At 64.4% G+C, this 21,846-nt stretch carries 18 protein-coding genes; 5 read left to right on the forward strand and 13 right to left on the reverse strand.

Annotation, left to right across the window (positions count from 1 at the left end):
* Nucleotides 1-91 precede the first annotated feature (91 nt).
* The 4 genes from motB to VGM71_RS15465 all read right to left on the reverse strand — a co-directional run bounded on the left by motB (nt 92) and on the right by VGM71_RS15465 (nt 3,716).
* Nucleotides 92-1,114, reverse strand: a complete 1,023-nt coding sequence (gene motB / locus VGM71_RS15450; protein WP_331546745.1) for a flagellar motor protein MotB — start codon at nt 1,112-1,114, stop codon at nt 92-94.
* 6 nt (nt 1,115-1,120) lie between these two features.
* On the reverse strand, nt 1,121-1,975 hold the full coding sequence (gene motA / locus VGM71_RS15455; protein WP_331546747.1) for a flagellar motor stator protein MotA: 855 nt from the start codon (nt 1,973-1,975) through the stop codon (nt 1,121-1,123).
* A gap of 78 nt (nt 1,976-2,053) precedes the next feature.
* Nucleotides 2,054-3,367 carry a PAS domain-containing sensor histidine kinase gene (locus VGM71_RS15460; RefSeq protein WP_331546748.1) on the reverse strand — a complete coding sequence of 438 codons (1,314 nt, stop codon included), beginning with the start codon at nt 3,365-3,367 and terminating at the stop codon, nt 2,054-2,056.
* An 88-nt stretch (nt 3,368-3,455) separates the two neighbouring features.
* Nucleotides 3,456-3,716, reverse strand: coding sequence for a hypothetical protein (locus VGM71_RS15465; RefSeq protein WP_331546750.1), 261 nt, complete (start codon nt 3,714-3,716; stop codon nt 3,456-3,458).
* Between the two features lie 206 nt (nt 3,717-3,922).
* Here VGM71_RS15465 and VGM71_RS15470 point away from each other — a divergent pair, with 206 nt between their 5' ends.
* Nucleotides 3,923-4,162, forward strand: a complete 240-nt coding sequence (locus VGM71_RS15470; protein ID WP_331546752.1) for a hypothetical protein — start codon at nt 3,923-3,925, stop codon at nt 4,160-4,162.
* A gap of 56 nt (nt 4,163-4,218) precedes the next feature.
* Here the strand turns inward: VGM71_RS15470 and secF are convergent, their stop codons facing one another.
* The 4 genes from secF to tgt form a co-directional block, all read right to left on the reverse strand.
* Nucleotides 4,219-5,184, reverse strand: coding sequence for a protein translocase subunit SecF (secF, locus tag VGM71_RS15475; protein ID WP_331546753.1), 966 nt, complete (start codon nt 5,182-5,184; stop codon nt 4,219-4,221).
* A 13-nt stretch (nt 5,185-5,197) separates the two neighbouring features.
* Nucleotides 5,198-7,072 carry a protein translocase subunit SecD gene (gene secD, locus VGM71_RS15480; protein WP_331546754.1) on the reverse strand — a complete coding sequence of 625 codons (1,875 nt, stop codon included), beginning with the start codon at nt 7,070-7,072 and terminating at the stop codon, nt 5,198-5,200.
* A gap of 63 nt (nt 7,073-7,135) precedes the next feature.
* A complete protein-coding gene (gene yajC, locus VGM71_RS15485; protein ID WP_331546755.1) occupies nt 7,136-7,477 on the reverse strand; it encodes a preprotein translocase subunit YajC in 342 nt (113 codons plus the stop codon).
* A gap of 84 nt (nt 7,478-7,561) precedes the next feature.
* Complete coding sequence (gene tgt, locus VGM71_RS15490) at nt 7,562-8,686, reverse strand: tRNA guanosine(34) transglycosylase Tgt (protein WP_331546757.1); 1,125 nt, start codon at nt 8,684-8,686, stop codon at nt 7,562-7,564.
* 162 nt (nt 8,687-8,848) lie between these two features.
* Here tgt and VGM71_RS15495 point away from each other — a divergent pair, with 162 nt between their 5' ends.
* Nucleotides 8,849-10,003, forward strand: coding sequence for a flagellar hook-length control protein FliK (locus VGM71_RS15495; RefSeq protein ID WP_331546759.1), 1,155 nt, complete (start codon nt 8,849-8,851; stop codon nt 10,001-10,003).
* A complete protein-coding gene (locus tag VGM71_RS15500; protein ID WP_331546761.1) occupies nt 10,000-10,263 on the forward strand; it encodes a flagellar biosynthesis protein in 264 nt (87 codons plus the stop codon). Before VGM71_RS15495 ends, VGM71_RS15500 begins: the two co-directional genes overlap by 4 nt.
* Nucleotides 10,264-10,270: 7 nt before the next feature.
* Here VGM71_RS15500 and VGM71_RS15505 read toward each other — a convergent pair whose 3' ends face one another.
* The 5 genes from VGM71_RS15505 to VGM71_RS15525 all read right to left on the reverse strand — a co-directional run bounded on the left by VGM71_RS15505 (nt 10,271) and on the right by VGM71_RS15525 (nt 17,795).
* On the reverse strand, nt 10,271-10,987 hold the full coding sequence (locus VGM71_RS15505; protein ID WP_331546763.1) for a hypothetical protein: 717 nt from the start codon (nt 10,985-10,987) through the stop codon (nt 10,271-10,273).
* Nucleotides 10,984-12,228, reverse strand: a complete 1,245-nt coding sequence (locus VGM71_RS15510; protein ID WP_331546765.1) for a hypothetical protein — start codon at nt 12,226-12,228, stop codon at nt 10,984-10,986. The genes VGM71_RS15505 and VGM71_RS15510 overlap by 4 nt, the downstream gene beginning before the upstream one ends.
* A 320-nt stretch (nt 12,229-12,548) precedes the next feature.
* Nucleotides 12,549-13,901, reverse strand: a complete 1,353-nt coding sequence (murD, locus tag VGM71_RS15515; RefSeq protein ID WP_331546767.1) for a UDP-N-acetylmuramoyl-L-alanine--D-glutamate ligase — start codon at nt 13,899-13,901, stop codon at nt 12,549-12,551.
* On the reverse strand, nt 13,888-15,237 hold the full coding sequence (gene murL / locus VGM71_RS15520; RefSeq protein ID WP_331546769.1) for a UDP-N-acetyl-alpha-D-muramoyl-L-alanyl-L-glutamate epimerase: 1,350 nt from the start codon (nt 15,235-15,237) through the stop codon (nt 13,888-13,890). The genes murD and murL overlap by 14 nt, the downstream gene beginning before the upstream one ends.
* Complete coding sequence (locus tag VGM71_RS15525) at nt 15,234-17,795, reverse strand: bifunctional aspartate kinase/diaminopimelate decarboxylase (RefSeq protein ID WP_414675149.1); 2,562 nt, start codon at nt 17,793-17,795, stop codon at nt 15,234-15,236. Before VGM71_RS15525 ends, murL begins: the two co-directional genes overlap by 4 nt.
* Before the next feature lie 468 nt (nt 17,796-18,263).
* On the opposite strand from VGM71_RS15525, the gene VGM71_RS15530 reads away from it, so the two are divergent.
* On the forward strand, nt 18,264-20,330 hold the full coding sequence (locus VGM71_RS15530; RefSeq protein ID WP_331546773.1) for a T6SS effector phospholipase Tle3 domain-containing protein: 2,067 nt from the start codon (nt 18,264-18,266) through the stop codon (nt 20,328-20,330).
* Nucleotides 20,330-21,846, forward strand: a 1,517-nt coding sequence (locus tag VGM71_RS15535) for a type VI lipase adapter Tla3 domain-containing protein (protein WP_331546775.1), incomplete at its 3' end; no start/stop codon positions are given. The genes VGM71_RS15530 and VGM71_RS15535, both read left to right, overlap by 1 nt.

Genomic DNA, 21,846 nt, shown 5'->3' on the forward strand with positions numbered 1-21,846 from the left:
GACTGTTGCAAGTGGCCTCCGTGACAGGCACGGGACAATGTGACAGTAGCGGTGGGTGCCGACAGGACGGCGTGAAGGTTATGCTGTCGCGTCAGCTGCGGCGCAGGGCACGCGGCGCGGGAGTCGCGCTGCCTATCGTGGATTCCGTCGCTGCCGCTGGCTTATCCGGCACGCCGGCGCCCAAGTGTTCCTGCTCCGCCGAATGGAGCGTCGACGGGGCATCGGGCACATCCGGCTCATTGGCGACGTCGGGTGACAGTGCGGCCCTCGCGGCTGCCTTCGTCATAACCACGATGCTGATGCGGCGATTGATCGCTGCCGCCGGATCGGTCTTGTCGAAAGGCACCGAAGCCGCGAGGCCCACTACGCGCGCGACCTTGCCCGGCTGCATGCCGCCTTCGACCAGGGTACGCCGGGCGGCATTGGCACGATCCGCCGATAGTTCCCAGTTGCCATACGCGCTGTCCGCGCGGATGTACGGCGCACTGTCGGTGTGACCGGAGATGCTGATGGCATTCGGCACCTGGTTCACGAAGCCTGCCAACTCGTGCAGGATCTGCACGGTGTAAGACTTCATCACGCCGCTGCCGACGTCGAACATGGGGCGATTCTGCTTGTCGACAATCTGGATGCGCAGTCCTTCGGACGTGATGTCGAGCAGTAGCTGGTCCTTGTAGGGCGCCATGGCCTGGCTCTTCGCAATCGCTTCCTTGAGATCCTGCATGAGCTGCTCGAGGCGGAGCTTCTCCTGTTCGCGCGCCAGCTTGTCGACTTCCGCCGAGCTCGGCTTCGCGAAGGCCTGCTGGTCGCCCGGACCCCTGGGCAGGTCCAGCGCGCCGCCGAGCTTGATCATGCTGGTGCTGGCGCCGCCGGGCCCCATGGCGCCCGAAGAGGACATGGTGGACTGGCCCTGGGTCAGGCTCGGGTTCTTGAAGTACTCCGAGATGGCGGCGCGCTGCTGCTTGGTGCCCGCGCCCACCAGCCACATGACGAGGAAGAACGCCATCATGGCCGTGACGAAGTCGGCATACGCGACCTTCCACACACCGCCATGATGGGCGTGGCTCGCTTTTCGCCGCTTCCTGACGATGATGATCTGCTTGAGATCGCTCATGGCGACTTACCGTGCCGCCTTCAGGTGGGTTTCGAGGTCCTGGAAGGTCGGGCGCGTGGACGACTGCAATGACTTGCGGGCGAATTCCACCGCGACCATGGGGTTATAGCCGCGCAGGTTGGCGAGCAGCGCCACCTTCACGCATTCGAAGGCCTTGCCGTCGGTGGCCACGCGCGCTTCCATCGCGGCCGCGAGCGGGCCGACGAAACCGTAGGACAGCAGGATGCCGAGGAAGGTACCCACGAGCGCGCCGGCGATATGCTGGCCGATGACCACGGCATCGCCGTCGATGGATTTCATGGTGATGACGATGCCCAGCACCGCCGCGACGATGCCGAAGCCGGGCAAGGCATCCGCCATCTTCTGGACCGCCAGCGCCGGCACCAGCGCCTCGTGGTGGTGGGTTTCCAGTTCCAGGTCGAGCAATTGCTCGAGCTCGTGCGGATCCATGCTCCCGCCCACGATGAGGCGCAGGCAGTCGGTGGTGAAATCGATGAGGTGATGCTCCGCGACTAGACGCGGGTAGGCCGAGAACAGCGTGCTGTTCGCCGGGTCCTCGATGTGGGCCTCCATGCCGAGTTGCCCTTCCTTGCGCATCTTTACGAAGATGTCGTAGAGCAGCGAGAGCAGGTCCACGTAGTCCTGCCTGCGGTACCTGGGCCCCTTGAACAACGCGACTGAATCGCGACCCGCGCTCTTCACGACATCGATGGAATTGCTGCTGACGAAGGCACCCAGCGCCGCACCGAAAATGATGAGCAGCTCGTAGGGTTGCCAGAGCGCGGCGAGCTCGCCGTGCGAAAGTACGTAACCGCCCAGTACGGATACCAGGACGACGATCGAGCCGATGATGACCAACATGACTTGCTTCCTCCAGTCACCCTCCTTATCGGCCAGGGCGGTGACAAATTGAGGACCTCCGTCACGTTCTTTGAACGTTTATTCATCCAGTGCGCAAGGCCCCGGGTACCGGGGAAACACAAGCCTGAAGCGGGTTCCCACGCCGGTCTCGCTTTCGATCTCGATTGCCCCACCCGCCTGCGCGACCATGCCGTACACCTGGGCGAGGCCGAGCCCTGAACCGCCGTCCTTGGTGGTGAAATAAGGTTCGAACAGGCGCTGCCTCACTTCGTCCGTCATGCCGCTGCCGGCATCCGTAACGCTGACGAATACCTGGCGTAAGCCTCCCGCCTCATGCGCGAGGCCGTGCAGGGAGCTGTCGCCTATCCGCTCGCCCACTTCGATCACGATGCTGCCAAACCCGTCCATCGCGTCGCGCGCGTTGAGGCAGACATTCATCAGGGCCTGCTCCACCCCGTGCCGGTCCACCCAGGCGGGCAGCGCGACCGGCTGACGGAACACCTCGAGGCCGATCCGGCCGCCCAGCGCATGCTTGGCGAAGTCGGCGAAGGCGGCGACGAGGTCGCCCAGGTCGACCGCCTCCGGTTGTGCGTACTGATTGCGGGCGAAGGCCAGCAGTCGCCGGGTAAGCGCCGTGGCGTGGCGGGCGCCTTCCACTGCGTAGGTGATCATCCGCCGGTGCCGCGGCGACAGTTCGTCGGCATCGTCCTGCAGACCCGAGAGGCTGACAATCACCGTTTGCAGCATGTTGTTGAAATCATGGGCGATGCCGCTTACTAGCTGGCCGATGGCCTGCTGCTTCTGGGCCTGCCGGGCGCCCGCCTCGGCGAGTTCGCGGGCGCGGTTGGCCATCTCCATCTGCTCGCTTATGCCGGCGAGACGCTTCTCGGCATCGCGTCGCGCGCCATGCTCCGATTCCAGGCGCTCCATGAGCGTGCCGTAACGCGTGCTGGCGGTCGCCGAGCGCGCCACGGTTTCGTTGAGGCGATCCTGCAGCAGCTCGATGATCGCTTCCAGGGACGCCTGGAGTTCGACCCGGTCGGTCACGTCGCGACTGATGACGATGAAGTGGTCCAGCACGTCCCCGGCAACGACGGGGGCGACCATCACCTCCCACCAGCGCGAGGGGCCATTGCCCGGCCGGCGCGCCCCCACGAAATCCACGCGCTCGCCGGTCGCCGCGCGATCGAGCACCCGCGCCACCATGTCCCGGGCTTCGATGGGCCACAGGTCGAGCCAGCGCGTGCCGATCAGCCTCTCCACCCCTCCTGGCGCCAATGCCGCGCAGCCAAGCCCGGCGACGAAACGGATGTTGCCGTCCCGGTCGAGTTCCTTCATGCAGTCGGAGCATGCCTCGACGAACTGCCGGTACTGACCGTCCCCATCGCTCATGGCCGCCGCCGCCCCCTACGTCACGCCTGGTGTGACGCTATGACGCGCCGCGACACCGGCAGCTGTCAAGCCATACCTGTGATGCGGCTCAAGCTTCGTCGTCGAAGCCCGTTTCGCCCTCGGCGAATACGGGGGCACCGTCCTCTTCCACACCGAGCACGAGGCCCAGGGCCTTCTCGGCCGCCTCGACAGCGCTCGCCTCGTCGCGAAAACTGCGGTTTTCATAGACGGCGAAGTAGCTGGGATAGCTGCCGTCCGCCGGGTGGGCAGACAGGAGTGCCGTGTAGCGCGATCCCTCGCGGGTGGCGCCGCTGCGCAGGGTGAAGCCGGGGAATTCGCGCTCTGCCATGGGTACGATCTCATTGGGGGACGAAAGTCTAACGCAGCCGGGACCTTGCCGATCCTCTTGCAGGAAAGTCCTTATCTTTACAAGAAAAGTGCCCCGAACTGGCACTTGCCCGCCCCCAGTTTGTAGGGTATTTCCTACATCAAGCGGCCTCACACCAAATACACGAAGGCCGCGAAACAGGGGAAGACGAGGGGGGTAACAGCAACATGAACCTCATCACCACCGCGTCGCCGTCGCGGCGTGTCGCGTGGATCGTCGCCACCGTACTTGCGCTCGCCGGGATTATCGGCCTGGCCCTCGCACCTCGCGTGGCCGCCGCCATTCCGAAGACGGCGATCCAGATGATCTATGCGTGGCTTTGCGCCTCGCTGGTCGGCTCCGCCTACGTCGTGGTCATGCTGGCCAACGACGCGGAAGGCGCTACCGAGGACGGGGACGACTTCTGAGGCTTAAAAAACCCGCCGGTGACGGCGGGTTCTTTCGCTGCTGCGATTACGGCAGGTTACGGCCGGCGCTCCAGCTCCGGATCTTCCTTCGACCTCGGCATGAGGTCCTGCTTCGACACACCCAGCCAGAGCAGGATGGGACTCGCGACGAAGATGGAGGACAGCGTGCCGACCAGGATGCCGATGAGCATCGTGATCGAGAAGCCATGCACCACGGGGCCGCCGATGAAATACAGCGCGGCCATGGTGATGCCGGTGAACAGCGAGGTGATGATGGTTCGCGACAGCGTGCTGTTGATCGAACGGTTCAGCACCTCTTCCGGCGTGGCGTTGCGGCTGGAACGGAACAGTTCGCGGACACGGTCGAACACCACCACCTTGTCGTTGATGGAGTAACCGACCACGGCCAGCACCGAGGCCAGCACCGTCAGGTCGAACTCGCGCTGGGTAAGGGCGAAGATACCGAGGGTCACCAGTACGTCGTGGACTTCCGTGGCCAGCGCCGCGATGGCGAAGCGCTTTTCGAAGCGGATCCACAGGTAACCCATGATGCCGACGATGACGAAGATCACCGCGACGATGCCGTCGCTGCGCAGCTCCTCGCCCACCTGCGGGCCGACGAAGGACTTGCTCTTCATCGTGACGTCGGGGCGTGAAGCCTTGAGCGCCGCCATGATGTCGTTCGCCACCTTGGTGGCCGCCTCGTCGTTCGTGAGGTTGCCGGCCGCGGCCACGTCGCCCTTCGGCTGCAGGCGGATGGTGAATTCCCGCGCTCCGCCCACGGCCTGCACCACCGGGTTCTCCAGGTGCCCTTTGTCCAGCGCCGAACGAACGTCGACCGGATCGACGGGCGTCTTGTACTCGACCTGGACGGCAACGCCGCCCTGGAAGTCCTGCCCGTAATTGAAGCCGCGCGTCATGATCAGCGCAATCGAGCCGAGCATGAGCAGCGCGGCCAGGCCGATGCTGAACTTACGCAGGCCCAGGAAGTTGAAGTTCGAATTGTGGTTGAAGATTTCCATGGCGTCCCTCCCGTCAGACCGACAGGGTCTTGAGCTTGCGGCCGCCGTGGATCAGCGCCGTGATGGCATGGGTGACCGTCACCGACGTGAACATCGAGGTGAGGATACCGATGAACAGTGTGACACCGAAGCCCTTGATCGGACCCGAGCCCATGGTCATGAGACCGAGCGCGGCGAGCAGATGGGTGACGTTCGCATCGAGAATGGTCGCCCAGGCCTTGTCGTAACCGGTGCGGATGGACGCGAGCGGCGACGAGCCGTTGCGCAGCTCCTCGCGGATGCGTTCGCAGATCAGCACGTTCGCGTCGATCGCCATGCCGAGGGTGAGCACGATACCCGCGATGCCCGGCATGGTGAGGGTCACGCCGATCAGCGACATGACGGCGACGAGCAACACGAGGTTGAAGAACAGCGCGATGTCGGCCACGAGGCCGAAGAGCTTGTAGTAGATCGCCGCGGCGACCAGCACGAGGCCAAGGCCGAGCATCACCGCCTTGAAGCCCTTGTCGATGTTGTCCGCGCCCAGGCTGGGGCCGATCACGCTTTCGCCGACGATGTCGACCGGAGCGGCGAGCGAACCACCACGCAGCAGCAGGGCCAGTTCCGACGCTTCCGCGTCGCTGGGCAGGCCGTTGGTCGAGAACTGCTTGCCGAAGGGCGAGCTGATGTTGGCGTAGTTGATCACTTCCTCGGTGATCTTCGGCGTCTTTACTTCCTTGCCATCGACCGTCTTGGTCTCCACCGTACGCGTGATGTAGAGCACCGCCATCGGCTTGCCGACGTTATCGTTGGTGAATTCCTGCATCTTGCGCGCGCCGGCGCTGTTCAGCGTGACGCTGACGTTCGGCGTGCCGTTCTGCTGGTCGCGGCCGGAGACCGCGCTGGTGAGTTCGTCGCCCTTCGCGATGACCTTCTTGCTCAGCAGGTACGGCCGGCCGTCACGACCGTGGTACAGCTTCGCGTCTGGCGGCACGCTGCCCGACCGGGCGGCGTCCACCGCCTGCTGCGGCGTGTAGAGGCCCGCGCGGTATTCCAGTGTCGCGGTGGCACCGATGATCTTCTTCGCCTCGGCGGTGTCCTGCACGCCGGCGAGTTCCACGATGATCTGGTTCGCGCCCTGCTGCTGGATCAGCGGCTCGGACACGCCAAGCGCGTTCACGCGCTGGCGCAGCGTGGTCACGTTCTGGCTGATGGTGCTCTGCGCCAGTTCGCGCAGCTTGTCCGGCTTCACCGTGGCGTTGAGGATGAAGCGGTTGCCAGTGTTGGCGCCGTCGGCGACGACGAGGTCCGGGTAGTCCGTGCCGATCAGCGTGGCGGCCTGCTGGCGGTCGGCATCCGAACGCAGCACCACGCTCACGCCCTTGCCGCGAGCGTTGCGGTTCACCGAATCGTAGGAGACGTTCTTGTCGCGAAGCAGCGCGCGGATGTCGTCGGCGTAGCGGGTTTCCTGCGTGTCGATGACGGCGTTCTGGTCCACTTCCATCAGGAAGTGCACACCACCCTGCAGGTCGAGGCCGAGCGGCATCGAGTTCGCATTGATCGCGCGCAGCCACGACGGCACCGTGGAGGCCAGGTTGAGCGCCACCGTGTAGTTGTCGCCGAGGTCGGCGCGCAGCGTGTCGGAGGCCTTGGCCTGGGCGTCGACGTTCGCGAAGCGGGCGAGCAGGCGCGTGCCTTTCTCGTCCAGTTCGATCGAAGAGGCCGGCACCTTCGCCGTGGCGAGGAGGCCTTCGACCCTGCTTTTCAGGGCGGTATCGACGGCCGCGCCGCGATTGCCCGAGATCTGCACCGCGGGCTGCGGCGGGAAGGCGTTCGGCAGCGCATACACGATGCCGAACAACAACACGATCACGACCAGCGCGTACTTCCAGCGTGGAAAATCACTCATGCCTTGCATTCCATGGGAGCGGCCGTGCGCCGGCCGCGGCTGACGCATTGTGGGGTGGAAGTCTTACGACTTCTTGAGGCTGCCCTTGGGCAGCACCTGGGTGATCGAGCCCTTCTGCACCTGGACGACGACGCCCGGTGCGATCTCGACACGAACGAACGACTCGCCCACGTCCTCGATGCGGCCGGCCATGCCGCCGCCCATCACGACCTCATCGCCCTTGGCGAGGGCGGACAGGAGGGCACGATGCTCCTTCTGACGCTTCATCTGCGGGCGGATCATCATGAAATAGAAGATGCCGAACAGCACCGCCATCATGATCAGCGGCGAGAGACCCAGGGCCCCGCCCTGCGAAGCGGCGCCGGGGGTGGCCTGTGCAATGGCGGCGAATGTGGTGAGGCTCATCGGATTTCTCGCAAGTCATGGAACGGCCAAGGAAAAGCACCGCTCACGTAAAAAGATCGTGGATTATGCCACGCACCCCGGCGCTTATGTATGTGGAGGCCGGCGGGCCGCGTAGAAGGCGGCCACGAAGTCCTCGAGGCCACCGCCCTCTATGGCGCCGCGCAGGCCTGCCATCAGGCGCTGGTAGTGGCGCAGGTTGTGCATCGTGGCCAGCTGGCTGCCCAGGATCTCGTTGCAGCGGTCCAGGTGGCGCAGGTAGGCACGGGAGAAGCCGTTGGCACAGGCGTAGCAGTCGCAGCCTTCCTCGATCACCCGGGTATCGGTGGCGAACTTCGCGTTGCGGATGCGCAGGGTGCCCTCGTCCGTGAACAGGAAGCCATTGCGGGCGTTCCGGGTAGGCATCACGCAGTCGAACATGTCGATGCCGCGGCGCACGGCCTCCACGATGTCCTCCGGCCGGCCCACACCCATGAGGTAGCGCGGACGGTCCTTCGGCAGCATCGGCAGGGTGAAGTCGAGCGTGTGGTTGCGCTCCGCCTCGGGCTCGCCAACGGCAAGGCCGCCCACGGCGTAGCCGTCGAAGCCGATCTCCACCAGCCGCTCCGCCGAGCGCCGCCGCAGGTGCTCGAAGGTGCTGCCCTGGACGATGCCGAACAGGGCATTGGGATTGTGCAGGTCGTCGAAGGCCCGGCGCGAACGCTCGGCCCAGCGCAGACTGAGCTCCATGGAATCGGAGGCCACTTTCTCCGTGGCGGGGTACGGCGTGCACTCGTCGAAGATCATCGCGATGTCCGAATCCAGCACCTTCTGGATCCGCATCGATTCCTCAGGCGAGAGGAACACCTTCGAACCGTCCACCGGGGAGGCAAACGTGACGCCTTCTTCGGTGATCTTGCGTTTATGCGCCAGGGAGAACACCTGGAAGCCGCCGGAATCGGTAAGGATCGGCTTGTCCCAGCCGATGAAGCGATGCAGGCCGCCGAACTCGCCGACGATCTCGAGGCCGGGCCGGAGGAAGAGGTGGAACGTGTTGCCGAGGATGATCTCGGCACCGGTGTCGAGGACATCGCGCGGGGTCATCGCCTTCACCGAGCCGTAGGTGCCCACGGGCATGAAAGCGGGGGTTTCCACCGTGCCGCGGCCAAAACGGAGACGGCCGCGCCGCGCCGCGCCATCGGTGGCGAGGAGTTCGAAGGGAAGCTGGGTCATCCTCTCATTCTAACGTGGTTGTAGGAGCGCGCCTTGCGCGCGACCGCTTCTCGCGATGCGCCACAGGTCCCGACTCCCTAAAGTTTCGCAAGAATCCGCCGATTCCCTGACTCACAGGAGCGTGCCCAACCGGGGCCCGCCAGGCCGCGGGAGGACATCCCCTTGATCATCCAGCCGACCAGTCTCGCTGCCCAGCTGTGGGCCGGCGCGGCCGCGGGCACCACGTCCGCGGCGGACACCTGGCGGGTCGGCACCCTGCTCACGGCCCGGGTGATGGGTCAGAACGACCTTGGCAAGCTGCTCCTGGAGATCGGCGGCCTTACGGTCGAGGCCGATGCCTCCGGCACCCAGCTGCCGCCTCAGTTCCAGGTTCGCGTACTCACCCAGGGCGCCCAGCCACAGCTGGAAGTGCTGCCCGGAAACGTGGACGAGCGCGTCGCGATGCAAGGCCTGCGCGAGCGCCTGCCCCAGCAGAACGGCTACGCCTCGCTGCTGGGCGTACTGGCCGCGCTTGGCCGGCGACCCATCGCACGCCTGCTCCCCGCCCCGTTGCGCGCCGCCCTGGCGACGCTCGAGGCTGCTATCAACAAGCCGGCCGAGGTCAGCTCGCCGTTGGGCATGAAGGAAGCCATCGCCCGCAGCGGTACCTTCCTCGAAGCCCACCTGGCCGAACCGAAAGAAGCGACCCCCGCTGCCGACGACTTCAAGGCCGCCCTGCTCGCGCTGCGTCGCACGCTCGCCGACCTTCCGGCCACCCGCCCGGGCACCACGATGCCTCGGCCGACGGCCGATACCCCACCGCCGCTGGCCCAACGCCCGCTGGTCGCCCAGGCGCGCGCGCCGGAGCTGCCGGTGGCGGAGGACGATGTCGACAGCCTCGTCGGCCAGCTTCGCGTCGATACGCGCGCGGCGCTGTCGCGCGTCGAGATCGCCCAGCTGGAATCGCAACCGCAAGCGGGCCTGTGGATGATCGAAATCCCGTTGGCCGGCGTGCGCGGTTACGACGTGCTCCAGCTGCGCATCGAGGAAGGCAAGCCGGGCCCCGGAGAGCAGGAAGGCCCGTGGACGGTGGGCTTCGCCATCGACCCCCCGACGCTCGGCGCCGTGCAAGGAGAAATCCAGCTGCGCGTGCCGCGCGTATCGGTGCGCCTGTGGGCACAGCACGCCGCCACGGTCATGCGCCTCGAGAACGAATTCGTTTCCTTGCGCCGCCTGCTCGAAAAGAGCGGCCTGGTGCTCGACCACTTCGCCTGCATGCATGGCCTGCCGGTGCCGACCACCGCGTATAGCGCGGTACTCCTGGAAGCACGCGCATGAACCAGCAGCTTCCTTCCCCCAGGCGCAGCGTCACACTCCGCCTGGCATCGCCTACCAGCAGCGGCAACAGCCAGCGCATCGATACCGAAGGCGTCAAGTCGATGCTCGAACGCGCACAGGCGCTGGGCCTCGCACCGCAACTCGATCCGCAGATCGCCACGCTACTGGCCGCTGTGCGTTTGCGTGACGACGTGCCGCCGGAACTTTACGCGGCGCTCGCGGCGGTAGTCGGCACCTTGCTGACCGCCGTCGAAGACTGAGCCGCATTCATCCCCATATATTGAAAAGGCGCACCGAGCCGCGCGTCCTTTCCGTCGTCACGTTACCCTCCGCGTCGAGACCATAGGTGGTTATGTCACCCACGATATAGTCCTGCACAAGGTCTCCACAGAGAAGGAAACGGGACGACTCGTCCACTCCGAACGGAAGATCCAGCCGGCGCACGTCGGCCAGCAAGGAACGAAACCGGACAAGGCCATCCACTGTCGTGGAAAGATCGTTGTATTCGACAATTTGGTGCAGACCGACACGATGACTGCCCCGATGAGTCAGCCCATCGTCGCCTTCCCGGTCGTGATTTGCCCCATAGGTCTCGACCACCTGCCGGTTGAACAAGCCAGCTGAACGACCGAGCTCCTTGTCCTCATTGACCCGACTTTCGACCCACTCAGTCGACGCGGCGTCGAGATCCGAATCAACCACCTTCATACGGCCATTCTTGTGTACAAGGTCGAAACGACGGCCCATGACATCCGGGCGTTCGTTTTCCATGGCGCCCAGCATGACCGACAGGCGCTCTGCAACCGGTACGAAAGCACTTTCGACCGCACCCTTTCTATCAAGCCACTGAAATACGGCGTTCACCGCCTCTTCGGGCAGGAGTTCGCGAACCTCCGATAACGTCTCCACTGGCGCTGCTTCTTCCTTGAAAGCGTTGTCCTGCCGAAGATGGTCGAATCCGGAAAGACCGGAAATGCTGATCATGGCCGAGAACCCCGATACCGCTCATAGCATACGTGTTGAAACTCAGTTTTATGCTGGCCCTTGCCATCGTCCAGTAAAGCCGTGACATAGGCCGTCGGAACATAGGTTATGTCCCAGAACACAGGTGGATAGGAAATTCGATGCATGCGCACAGGCCCTTGTATACCCGCCCGGCACTCGCCAATATTCAACCGCGCGCTGAATTGGCCACTCGAATCCGTATACCCTTCAACAGTGTCCAGAATCGCCTTTTCCTTCGTCACAGGATCGTAGTCAAATGCAACAACGATGACGTGTTCGCCAGCTGGCGCGAGGTGGTTTCCGGTACTGTCATAGACGCTTGCCGTTACATCCAGTACTCGCGCTGCGTTCGCTCCTCCCGGGACTGGATGGGTCGTCCCGTAGGTTGGTGCCAAGTGAGAGATGTCCTCATCACTTATTTTCTTTGAGACGACGGTAGATCCACCAGCAGCATCAGAGGTGTGAATCGTATAGTTGCCCGACGCATAGGGCACACCTTGGGCTTTGCGAGTTCGAAAGATGACCGGCTTGGAAGATGGAAGCGTCGCCACCTTACCTGTGGGAACAGCGCCCCATCCTCCGCCCAGCAATGCTTCGAAAATCACTCCCGAGGGACCATTAAACTTCACGTTTGTCCGCGCCTGAGACGAAGGAAGCGAAAGGAAGTAGTAGTCCATGTCGTACTCCGAATCCAGGTTCGCGACGATATGCTGGTTTCCTTTCAACAGTTTGGGAGTCGCTGGCGTGTCATTCGGTTCGTATCGATCCGGATTGACCGCTGCATCGACTTGAAACTGGAACGGTGTGCCTTGCTGCATGCCGTCCCCGCCGATCAATACGAGCCAGCGATTGAGCGGAGGCGACATGATCTGCATAAACGTCTCGGTATCTCCAGACGACTCTGTGGCTACGATCTTCGGGTCGCCATCCTTACCGATCTTGGCAACGTGAACATCGTAAGCCCCCGTTGCTGCCGGAGCTGCTACCGTTACGCTCAGTTTTGAGTTGGCCGTTTCACTCGTGACGAACTGAAAGCACTGGATACCCCCGACCGGCTCAGCCGATACGTCATAAAGCGGGCCGATCTGTATCTCATCGCAGCCTTGCGCCGGAGGAGGTGCGGCTGGTGCGGCATTACGCCCCTCGGCCGGGGTTATTGTCGTTGCGGATGTTGCGCCAACAGAGGCCCATAATGAGAGAGCGATTGTACGAAAACGCATTTGCTTGAGTCCTTCCCCGTGAAATGTCGTTTCAGGTTAGAAGGATCGGCCGGAATGGTTATGCCGGCTTTTCTGGATAAGCGGCTTCAGTGGCGAACGGCTGGCTCGTGAGATGACTCTTACAGTATGTAGGCATGCCTTCTCTGGTGCTTTGGCGACCTCGCGGTGCATCAATCGACCGGCGCATTTCTGACAACATGTTTTCACCCGCCCATCGGTTTCGGTCGCCGGGTCGCACGCCACCCCCTCCGGGGTGGCGTTGTTTTTTTCTCAAGGACCACCGAGATATATTCCACTCCCTGACGACCATCTTTACCGGCTTAGGCGATGCCGAGACCCTGGATGCTGGCAGTGCTTGCCTCAAAGCCTGCAAGTTCCGCGAAGCGTTTGCCGCGTTCGGTGTAGTCGTGGAATTGATCGAAGCTGGGGGCTCCCGGGGATAGCAGGACGCAGCCGCTGCCGTCGAGCGCCGCGCGTGCGGCTGCCACGGCAGCCGACAGGTCGGGGGCGCGGTAGACGCCAGCGATACCCGCGTCCTCCAACGCGTCGGCGATGCGCGGTCCGTTTGCTCCCTGGCACACGATCGCTTTGGGCGAGCGCGCACGCATCGCTTCGATGAACGGTGACCAGTCCAGTCCGCGATCGTGGCCGCCGACGATGAGCGCCGTGCGTCTCGTACCGATGCTTTCCAGCGCCGCGAGGCTTGCCAGCGGCGTGGTGCTGATCGAATCGTTGATCCATTCGAAGCCCTCGCGCTCGCCCAGCGGTTGCAGGCGGTGCGGCAGCGGGACAAAGGTGGACAAAGCAGGCGCCGCCGCTCGTGCTTCGAAGCCCATGATGTCCAGTACGGACAGCGCAGCGCACGCGTTGATCGCGTTGTGCATTCCAGGCGCTGAAACACGCGACGCCTCGATGATGCGTTCGCCGCCGCGAGATATCCAGCCATCGGCCACATGCCATCCGGCAGCGTCACCGAAGGTGTGCAGGCCCGGATGGTCGACGGCACGCGTCAACAACAGCGGCTGCATGGCGTTCACCAGGATTTCCGCCGAGGCCGACAACAGCTTGAGCTTATCGTCCACGTAACGCTCCCGCGAGCCATGCCAGTCGAGGTGTTCCTCGTAGAGGCTGGTGACGACGCCCAGGTCGACACCCATCGCCTCGCCGGTCTGGAAGCTCGACAACTCGATGACCCACAGATCGGCCCGGGCCTCGTCGAGCTCGAGCATCGGCATGCCGATGTTGCCTGCCAGTGCGGTACGCACGCCGAGCGAACGCGCCAGGTGCGCGATCAATGCGGACGTGGTGCTCTTGCCCTTCGTTCCGGTGACGGCGACGGTGCGGGCATCGACATGCTCGCCGAACCACAGGGCGCTGCCCGACGTGAAGCGCGTGCCACGCAGCTTCGCGTCGAGAAGTTCGGGCTTGTACGCCGAGATGCCCGGCGACTTGATCACCACATCGTGCGCGGCAAGCACCTCCGCATCGGGAACGATGTCGCGTACATCCACCGACGGGAACGCGGCGCGCGCCGCCTGCACTTCGCTGGCGACGCAATACAGCGTCACCGCCTGGCCGGGAAGATGGCGAGCCAGCGCCGACAACGCCGCGCGCCCCTCGCGGCCGAAACCCCAGACGGCGACACGCTTGCCGCGGAGTTCAGCCCAACGCATCCAGCGCTCCGGCCAGCCGCTTCGGCACGAGGTGTGACGCGCCGGGTTTCAGCCACGGCTCCAGGGCCAGGTCGCCCTGGTGAAGCTGGGGAAGTATCTCGGTGCGGAAGCGCGCAACGAGCGCGTCTTCGCGCCACTCCGGCCGTTCCGCCAGCGTGGCGAGCGCGGCACGTGCTTCGGCACCCTCACCAACGCATTCGAACGGCTTGTGCTCCTTGTATTCGAGCAAGGCGTCGAACGCGCCGGCAAGCGCGTCGTCGTCGAGCAGGTTGCGGCCAAAGATCGACAGCAGCCGCGGTTTCGCCATGAACGGCGCCAGCGCGAGAAACACGAAATGGCATTTCGGACACTGCCCGCACCAGCGATCCGCCGGCTTCGGGCCGAGGATGCGGAAGTTGCGGTTGCAGCTGGAAAACACGTTGAAGTACTCGCCGCCCAGTCGCACGAACGCACTGGTCACCGCCAGCTCCGACCATGGCCGCAGCAGCGAGCAGTAGTCGAGATCGGCGGCGACATGCGTATGCAGGTAGTCGCGCAAGGTCTTCTCGAAACCGAAGCCCTTGCTCCACTGGTGATTCACTTCCTGGCCTTCGTATTCCAGCGTGGCGACCGAAGCGGAGCGTTCGTTCGCGAACACGATGGAATCGTAGCCGTAGAGGATCGCGGCCACGGCGAGGATGACCGAGTTGATCGCCGTGACAGGGATGTGCCCGTTCCATGCACCCAACCGGTTCAGCTCAAACAGGCCCGGCGCGAGCTCGCGCGAGATGTTCAGCATCGGCAGCCCGGTACGCGCCGCGCATTCGGCGATGAGGGGTGAATTGCCCACCCACGTCGCCGTCGCGTCGGCACCGATCGACTTCACCGCTTCGACCGCGACGACCGAGTCCTTGCCGCCGCCGATCGGCAGCAGCGAGCGTTGCGGAAGGCCGATCGCCGGTGCCGCCACGGCGGCCCTGCGCTCAAACGGAAACGCGATGCGTCCGCGCAGGTCGAGCCGGTTGCGATACGCGAACTCGGCCAATCCGTGCAGGTACAGCGCATCCAGCAGGTACGCCGTCTCCTCGTCGAGCGGTTCGCCTTCGACGACGATGGTCGCCGGGATGCCCGCCTTGTAGTAGCTGACGCCGGCGACGAGATGGAGCAGTCGCAGGGCCGCTTCGAATGCCGCTTCGCGCTCCACCGGCACCGCCGGCGCGCCAGGGAAGGTCACGCGCTCGATCAGCTCCACGCCGTCGTCGAAAGCGTAGACCAACTCGGCCACGCCGTCGGCGAAGCCATGGCGGACGAAGCGGAAGCCCTCGCTCTCACGCGGGTCGGCAAAGGTCACCGTCACGGCAGCAGCACCTCGTCGGCTTCGTCACGCAAGTTGTAAAGCGAGGACATCACCGCACCATAGGCGCCACCCTGGGCCACGAGGATCACGTCGTCTTCCTTCGATTCCGGCAGGCGGCGATCGGAACCCAGGATGTCGCCCGACTCGCATATCGGTCCGACCACCTGGTACATCGTGGTGGCCGGTTCATCGAAACGGGAAAGGTTGGCGATCTCATGCCAGGCGTCGTAGAGCGCGGGACGAATGAGGCTGTTCATGCCGGTGTCGAGGCCGAGGTAGCGCACGTTGGCTCCCTTCTCTTTCTCCTGCGTCACCTTCGCCAGCAGCACGCCGGCGTCCGCGACGAGATAACGACCCGGCTCCATCCACAGCTGGAACTGCGGATACGCCTGGCGCACCGACGTGAGTACGCGGTCCAGCGCGATCATGTCCAGCGAGGTTTCGCCCGGATGCGACGGCACGCCGAGGCCGCCGCCGATGTTCAGTACGGTGATCGTGCCGATGCGTTCCGCCAGGGCCGCCAGCTGCGAATAGACCTCGCCCCAGTGCGCGGCATCGAGGATGCCCGAGCCCAGGTGCGCATGCAGGCCGATCACCCGCGCACCGGCCTCGTCCGCGAGACGCAGGAAGCGGTCGATGTGTTCGATGGGCACGCCGAACTTGCTGCCGGTGCCGCCGGTCTTCACTTTTTCGTGGTGACCGAGGCCACGACCGAGGTCCACACGAAGCACGATCTCGCGCCCGGCGAACATCTCCCCCCAGTGCTCGATGGGATGCAGCGCGTCGATGGTGATGGTGGCACGCGTCTGCAACGCCGCCGCGAAGTCGCGGCGCGAGGCGAAGTTCGGCGTGAACAGCAGCGGCACGTCCTCCGGCACCGCCGCGGAAACCGCCACCAGTTCGCCCGGCGATACGCATTCGAAAGCGAAGCCTTCTTCCGCCAGCACCTTGAGGATGCCCGGATGCGTGTTGGCCTTCACCGCGTAGTGCGCGCGATCCACCGCCCTCAGCGATTTCACGCGGCGCGCCTGCGCACGCACGGTGGGCAGGTGGTAGACGTATCGCGGCGTTCGTTCCCCGGCCAGGCGCAGCAGCGTCGGGCGTTCGCCCTGCCACCAGGCGGCCCCCGGCGTGGCCTGTTCGCCCTTGCCGTAGAGCGACTGCCAGGAAGGACCGAATACCACGCTGTCGTCGGTGCGCAGGGCGCCCGCACCGATCAGCAACTCATGCAGTCGAGGCAACATATCGTCCACCACGTCTTCGTCGACCACAAAGGTCAGGTTGAGGTTGTTCGACGACTGCGAGATCAGGTGTACGCGCAGCTGGCCGAATTCGGCCAGCACACCCGAGAGCTTGTGCAGCATCGAACGCATGCCGCGGCCGACGAGGGTGATCGCCGCGCAAGGCGCGATCACCTTCACCCGGCACACGCGCGCCAGGTCCGCGGCGAGCGCGGCGATGGCATCGGAATCCAGAAGGTTCTCGGTCGGATCCAGCGAGACGGTGACGTTGGTTTCCGCCGAGCCGATGAGGTCCACGGAGAGCCCGTGACGCTTGAAGGCATCGAACACATCGGCCAGGAAGCCGACCTGCTGCCACATGCCCACCGACTCCATGGAGACCAGGGTAATCCCTTTGCGTGCGCTGATCGCCTTGATGCTCGGCGCATGCTCGCGCACTTCCGGGCCAATGGATGTGCCTTCCAGGTCGGGCCGGTTGGTGTCCTTGATCAGCAGCGGCACGCGCGGCTCACGCAGGGGCGAGAGGCAACGCGGATGCAGCACCTTCGCGCCGGTGGAGGCGATTTCCTGGGCTTCCTCGTAATCGAGGCGCTGGAGCAGGCGCGCGCCCGCCACCTGGCGCGGGTTCGCGCTGAACATGCCGGCCACGTCGGTCCATATCTCGACGCGCGCGGCGGCAAGCAACGCACCGAAGTACGCAGCGGACGTATCCGAGCCGCCACGGCCGAGCAGCACCGTGCGTCCGCCATCGTCCTGCGCGATGAAACCCTGGGTGATGAACACCTCGCCGCGTTCCGCAAGCGCCGCCGACAAGGCGGCATCGTGGCGCGGCTCCACCATCGCCGAGAGCAGGCGCGTGCGCTCGTTCTGGTTCGGTAGCACGATCGAACGCAGGCATTCGCGCGCATCGACCCAGGTCGTCGCGAGGCCATTGGCCGAGAGGAAGGCCGCACCGAGCGCACTCGACATCAGCTCGCCATGCGCCTGCACACGGGCCTGCCAGGCGAGTTCGCCGAGTCCGGCGGCGCCGTCTTCAGCCAGCCCGGCCATGTCGGCCAGCCGCGCGCCCAGTGTCTCCGGCATCGCCAGCGACATCTCGGCAAGCAGGGCATGGTGGCGATCGGCCAGTGCGGCGGCCGCTTCCGAGCGGCGTTTGGGTTCCGTGTGCGTGCAAAGCTGTTTCAGGCCATCGGTGATACCGGACAGGGCCGAGACCACGATCAGCACGCGGGCGCCTTCGGCGCGGCGGCTGGCGGCCAGCTCGAGGATATTTCGCCAGCGTGCGGCGGTGGCCACGGAGGTGCCGCCGAACTTCATGACGATCCAGGGCGCGTTGACGGGCAACGACGCGTTTGCGTTTTCGCTCACGGGACTCCGTTGGGTTGGTGGGGAAATAAATTCCGGAAAGTGTTGCGCCGCAATGGGAAAAAGGCAAATGGCGGCCAGTGACCTCCCTCCGTCGAGGTGGGCGGCGAACGCCGTTCGCGCTCCGACCCGCCCAATCCAGGGGTCACTTTCAGATTTGTTCTAAAGCCAACGCTTGGCTGCGTTGTTAGGGTAAACGGTCCGCTCAATACTGACGACCGCACCCACCTCACCGACGATTGCAAGGTGATGCGAACGCCTCCGCGCACGCCTCATCGCCAGTCACCCCTCGCCAGCCATAGCACCTGAGGCCACATGTCCGCACCCACCCCTGACGCAAGGCGCCCGATCGCCGCGCGCGACATCCTCCTGCTCGAAAAGAACCCGACGTCCCATCCGACCTTGTACGTACCCTCGGCCTTGCCGGGCATCGTCATCTTCGCCCACGGCGTCAACGACCCGGGCGGCAATTACGACATCATCGAGAAGGGTTTATGCGACGGGCTGAATGAACGGCTGGATGCGTTTCGGCTGATTCCGGGGCGTTATGGCCGGGAATACGAAGCCGCGCAGAAGTCCAAGACCAAATCAGGAGACAGCGATTACGACAAGGTCGCCGAGGTCAAATACGACCCGGACACGTATCTCTATAAGCGCGAGGAATTCGGCAGCGACGTCGGCAAGCGCACGCATAGCGTCTTCATCCCGTTCTATTGGGGGTATCGCGCAGCCGAGGAAGAAATTGCCTACGAGGAACCGCAGAAGGATGAAGTCACGCGCCGCTACAAGACAGTGCGCGGTCAGTACCAGGACGTCCACGGCAACCGGCTGAACAAGCACTTCGCCAAGGGCGGGGGCACGTTCAACAACGCGACCACCTCGATCCCGTCCATGTTTGATGAGGGTTTCTATAACAGTAACGTCAACGGTAGCGTCAGGTGGGCCGGAGGGTTCGACCCATACCAGTTCAGTGGCACCAGTCCGCACCGCCGCTACATGGTCCTGGCGGCCGAACGGCTGGCCATGCTGGTGCGCGAGATCCGTCGCGTGGCCCCTGACGACACCATCACCATCATGGGGCATAGCCAGGGCACGCTGGTGACCCTGCTCGCCCAGGCCATGCTGGCCGAGGGCAATCCGGCGCGCACCTTTGAACGCCAAGCGATCGAGGCGCTGCCGCCGGCGCGTTGCGCCGACACGCTGGTTCTTGTCGACTCGCCTTACAGCTTGCGCGAGCCGGGGTCGGAGGCGTCGGCGCAGCCGAGACGCAAGCGATATAGCTCGCGCGGCAAGATCAATACCCTGGTCAATATCGTCGGCGCCGTCACGGAGAAGCCTCACACCGTGCCGCCCCTGGCCGAGTTGTCGCCGGCGATCAAGGGGAACCGCCGACACAACGCACGGGCCGGCATGCGCTGGCAGGGCGCGGGTGAAGCCGTCCGCCGTGAGAGCAACCGAACACTCATTCCCTTCGTGGAGCGCGATAACCGCGGCAAGGTTTATATGTACTACTGCCCAGAGGACGGAACCGTCGGCCTCATGAACATTGCCGGCATCGGAGCGGAAGGTGTTCCCGATTACGTCGACGTGCTTGCCTCACCGGAAGAGCGCAGGAGCTTTCATGCTCGCGCGGCGGCAAATGGCTTTGCCGGCCAGACGCCAGGACAGTATCCCGCGATGGCGACCCTCGCCGGCAAGCGCTTCTTCCAAAGGGCGTGGACCCGTCAAGCAAAGGACCATAGGGGAAAGGACACAGCTGTCGGTCAGCCTCCTCCTTATCGTCTCGTCTTCGACGTCGAATGCCAGATCAATGCGGAGTCCATTTCGCCCCCTTATGAGCCTGCCATGTACGGCGGCGAAGCAATCAAAGGTAACGCGAGACGCGCCGGGCTGGTCGTCCCCAACGACTATGCGAAGGATCTCGCGATCGGCAACCCGGACGAAGACATGCCCTTCCTCCTCCTCGCCAAGGAAGAGAGCTATAGCGCGCCGGATCCCGAGGCGGTCATGAAGGCCTTCAACAAAGACAAGGAGCCCGACGACCAGACCTACACCGTCCGCGTCGAGCGCAAGTTCTCACTGTCCTTTTCCGGCCCTCGGACCTATCTGGTGATGCGCGAGGAAACGCCCAATGAAACCCGGCAGCGCCTTGAGCGCGATAAGGACGCGTGGCAAAAGAACAACTACCACTCGGCGATCCTGTCCGATGCCGACAACCTGCGTCGGGTAGTCGCGTTCGATGTCGCTGTGGGCCAAGCCAAGGTGCTCGACGATCCCGATTGGCGGCGGCTGTTTATCGGGCTGGCCGATTGGAAGATGGATGAGGATGCCTTCTCGAAGATCAAAACCAATCCGCGGTTCGCTGAGCTAAGCATTGCGGCACGGTCGCTGACACAGGGCTGCCACATGTATTACATGAAGGGAATGTTTCCGGCATCGCTGGTGCGCACCGAGATCCCCTCGCCCATCGATGCGGAGCGACGCTGATGCTGAAGCTCCCCGATCTCGCTCCGATCCTTGCCCGTCTCCCGCCGCACTTCGTGGCCGGCCTTCGCTACGGCACCATCGCGCTGTCCGGCTTGGCCGGTGTGCTGCTGGTCTCCCTGTCCATCTTTATCCAGGCATCCGGTATGTCCTCTTCCGCCAACGCCATCCTCGGCAAGTACATTCCCATCATTGGCTTCGTCGCCCTGGTCGCCGGCCTCAGCGCCTTGTTGGTGACCTATTACCGCGGTGTCGCACGCACCGAAAAGGCCGAAAAAGCGCAGCAGGCCGCGCTCGCCCGGGAGCGCGCCATGGAGCCGCGGCAGCGCATCCTCAACGGCGCCGGTGATCGTTTTGCGCTGGAAATCCGCGGGCTGAGCATGTTCATCAACGAAGGCTTCTCCCAAGACGAGATTTGGAAGCCCTTCACCTCGGTCAAGCCCATGCAGTCCATCCTGTCGCAGCGCATCGGGGACTATGCCCAATCAGCCGACGAACGGAGTTCTGACTATTCCATTGCGAGCAGGGTTGCGGCAAAAAACGTCGCCCTCGACGCCATGCATCTCTGGCCGGTGCCCGGCTTTGCCGCCCAGCCGCCGTCGCATCCGTCCGCACAGGAGTCTGCTGGCGAGTACTACAGTAACCTGTTTCGCCGCGCGAGTCTGGTGTACAGCTTCGGCATCTGGGTGGACGACATCAATGGCGAGGACGCCTCGCCGCTGGTCGATAAACTGTTCGCCTTCTTCGATGCCCATCCCGAGGTGCCGCAAGCGATCATCATGACCAAGGACGGCGACATCGTCCGCGAGTACATGCAGGGCTCGAGCGCCCGGCGCATCGAAGGCCCGCACAAACCCGACAAGCCGCTCAGCATCGTTACCCTGCTGGTCAGCCGCACCGACAGGGTGGACCGTTTCATCCGGCCCTATGCCATCCACGAGGACACCATCGCGCGCACGCCGCAGCAGACTCAATACGATTACATCAAGCTCTACAACTTCTACTGGAAGGAAGATCACCGTTACGGGGAGGGGCGCCACAGCCGGTACAGCTCAACCACGATGAGCGCGAGCCACTGGGCGAGCATCCTGCCCCAGTTCCTGACCACCATCGACGACAAGGGTGTGCCCGGCTTCCAGCGCACCGACTTTCTGCCGTTGCGCTGGACCAACTGGCAGGTCGATCTGTTCGACAACCCGCCGATCATGGGCTACCTGCACCGGCCGGTCACCGTGCGCCTGCGCGACCAGGACGACAAACCGCTCACCGGCGAGGCGCAGGTCGCCGCCCTGCGCGAGGGCTGGACGCGGGCGGTCGGCACGCTGCCCATCGACGACGTGCCTTCGCGCCTTTTCCGCGACACCCGCCACGATGCAGGGGCGACCAAGGTGCTGGGTCCGATCCTCAAGGAACAACCCACACCGCTGGCCCTCGACGACATGGACCAGGACTTCGACATCGGCACGCGCATCGGCGACACCGGCATCGCCTCGCCCTTCGTGCAGATCGCCCTGGCCAC

The sequence above is a fragment of the Luteibacter sp. genome (assembly GCF_036499525.1).
Lineage (GTDB): Bacteria > Pseudomonadota > Gammaproteobacteria > Xanthomonadales > Rhodanobacteraceae > Luteibacter.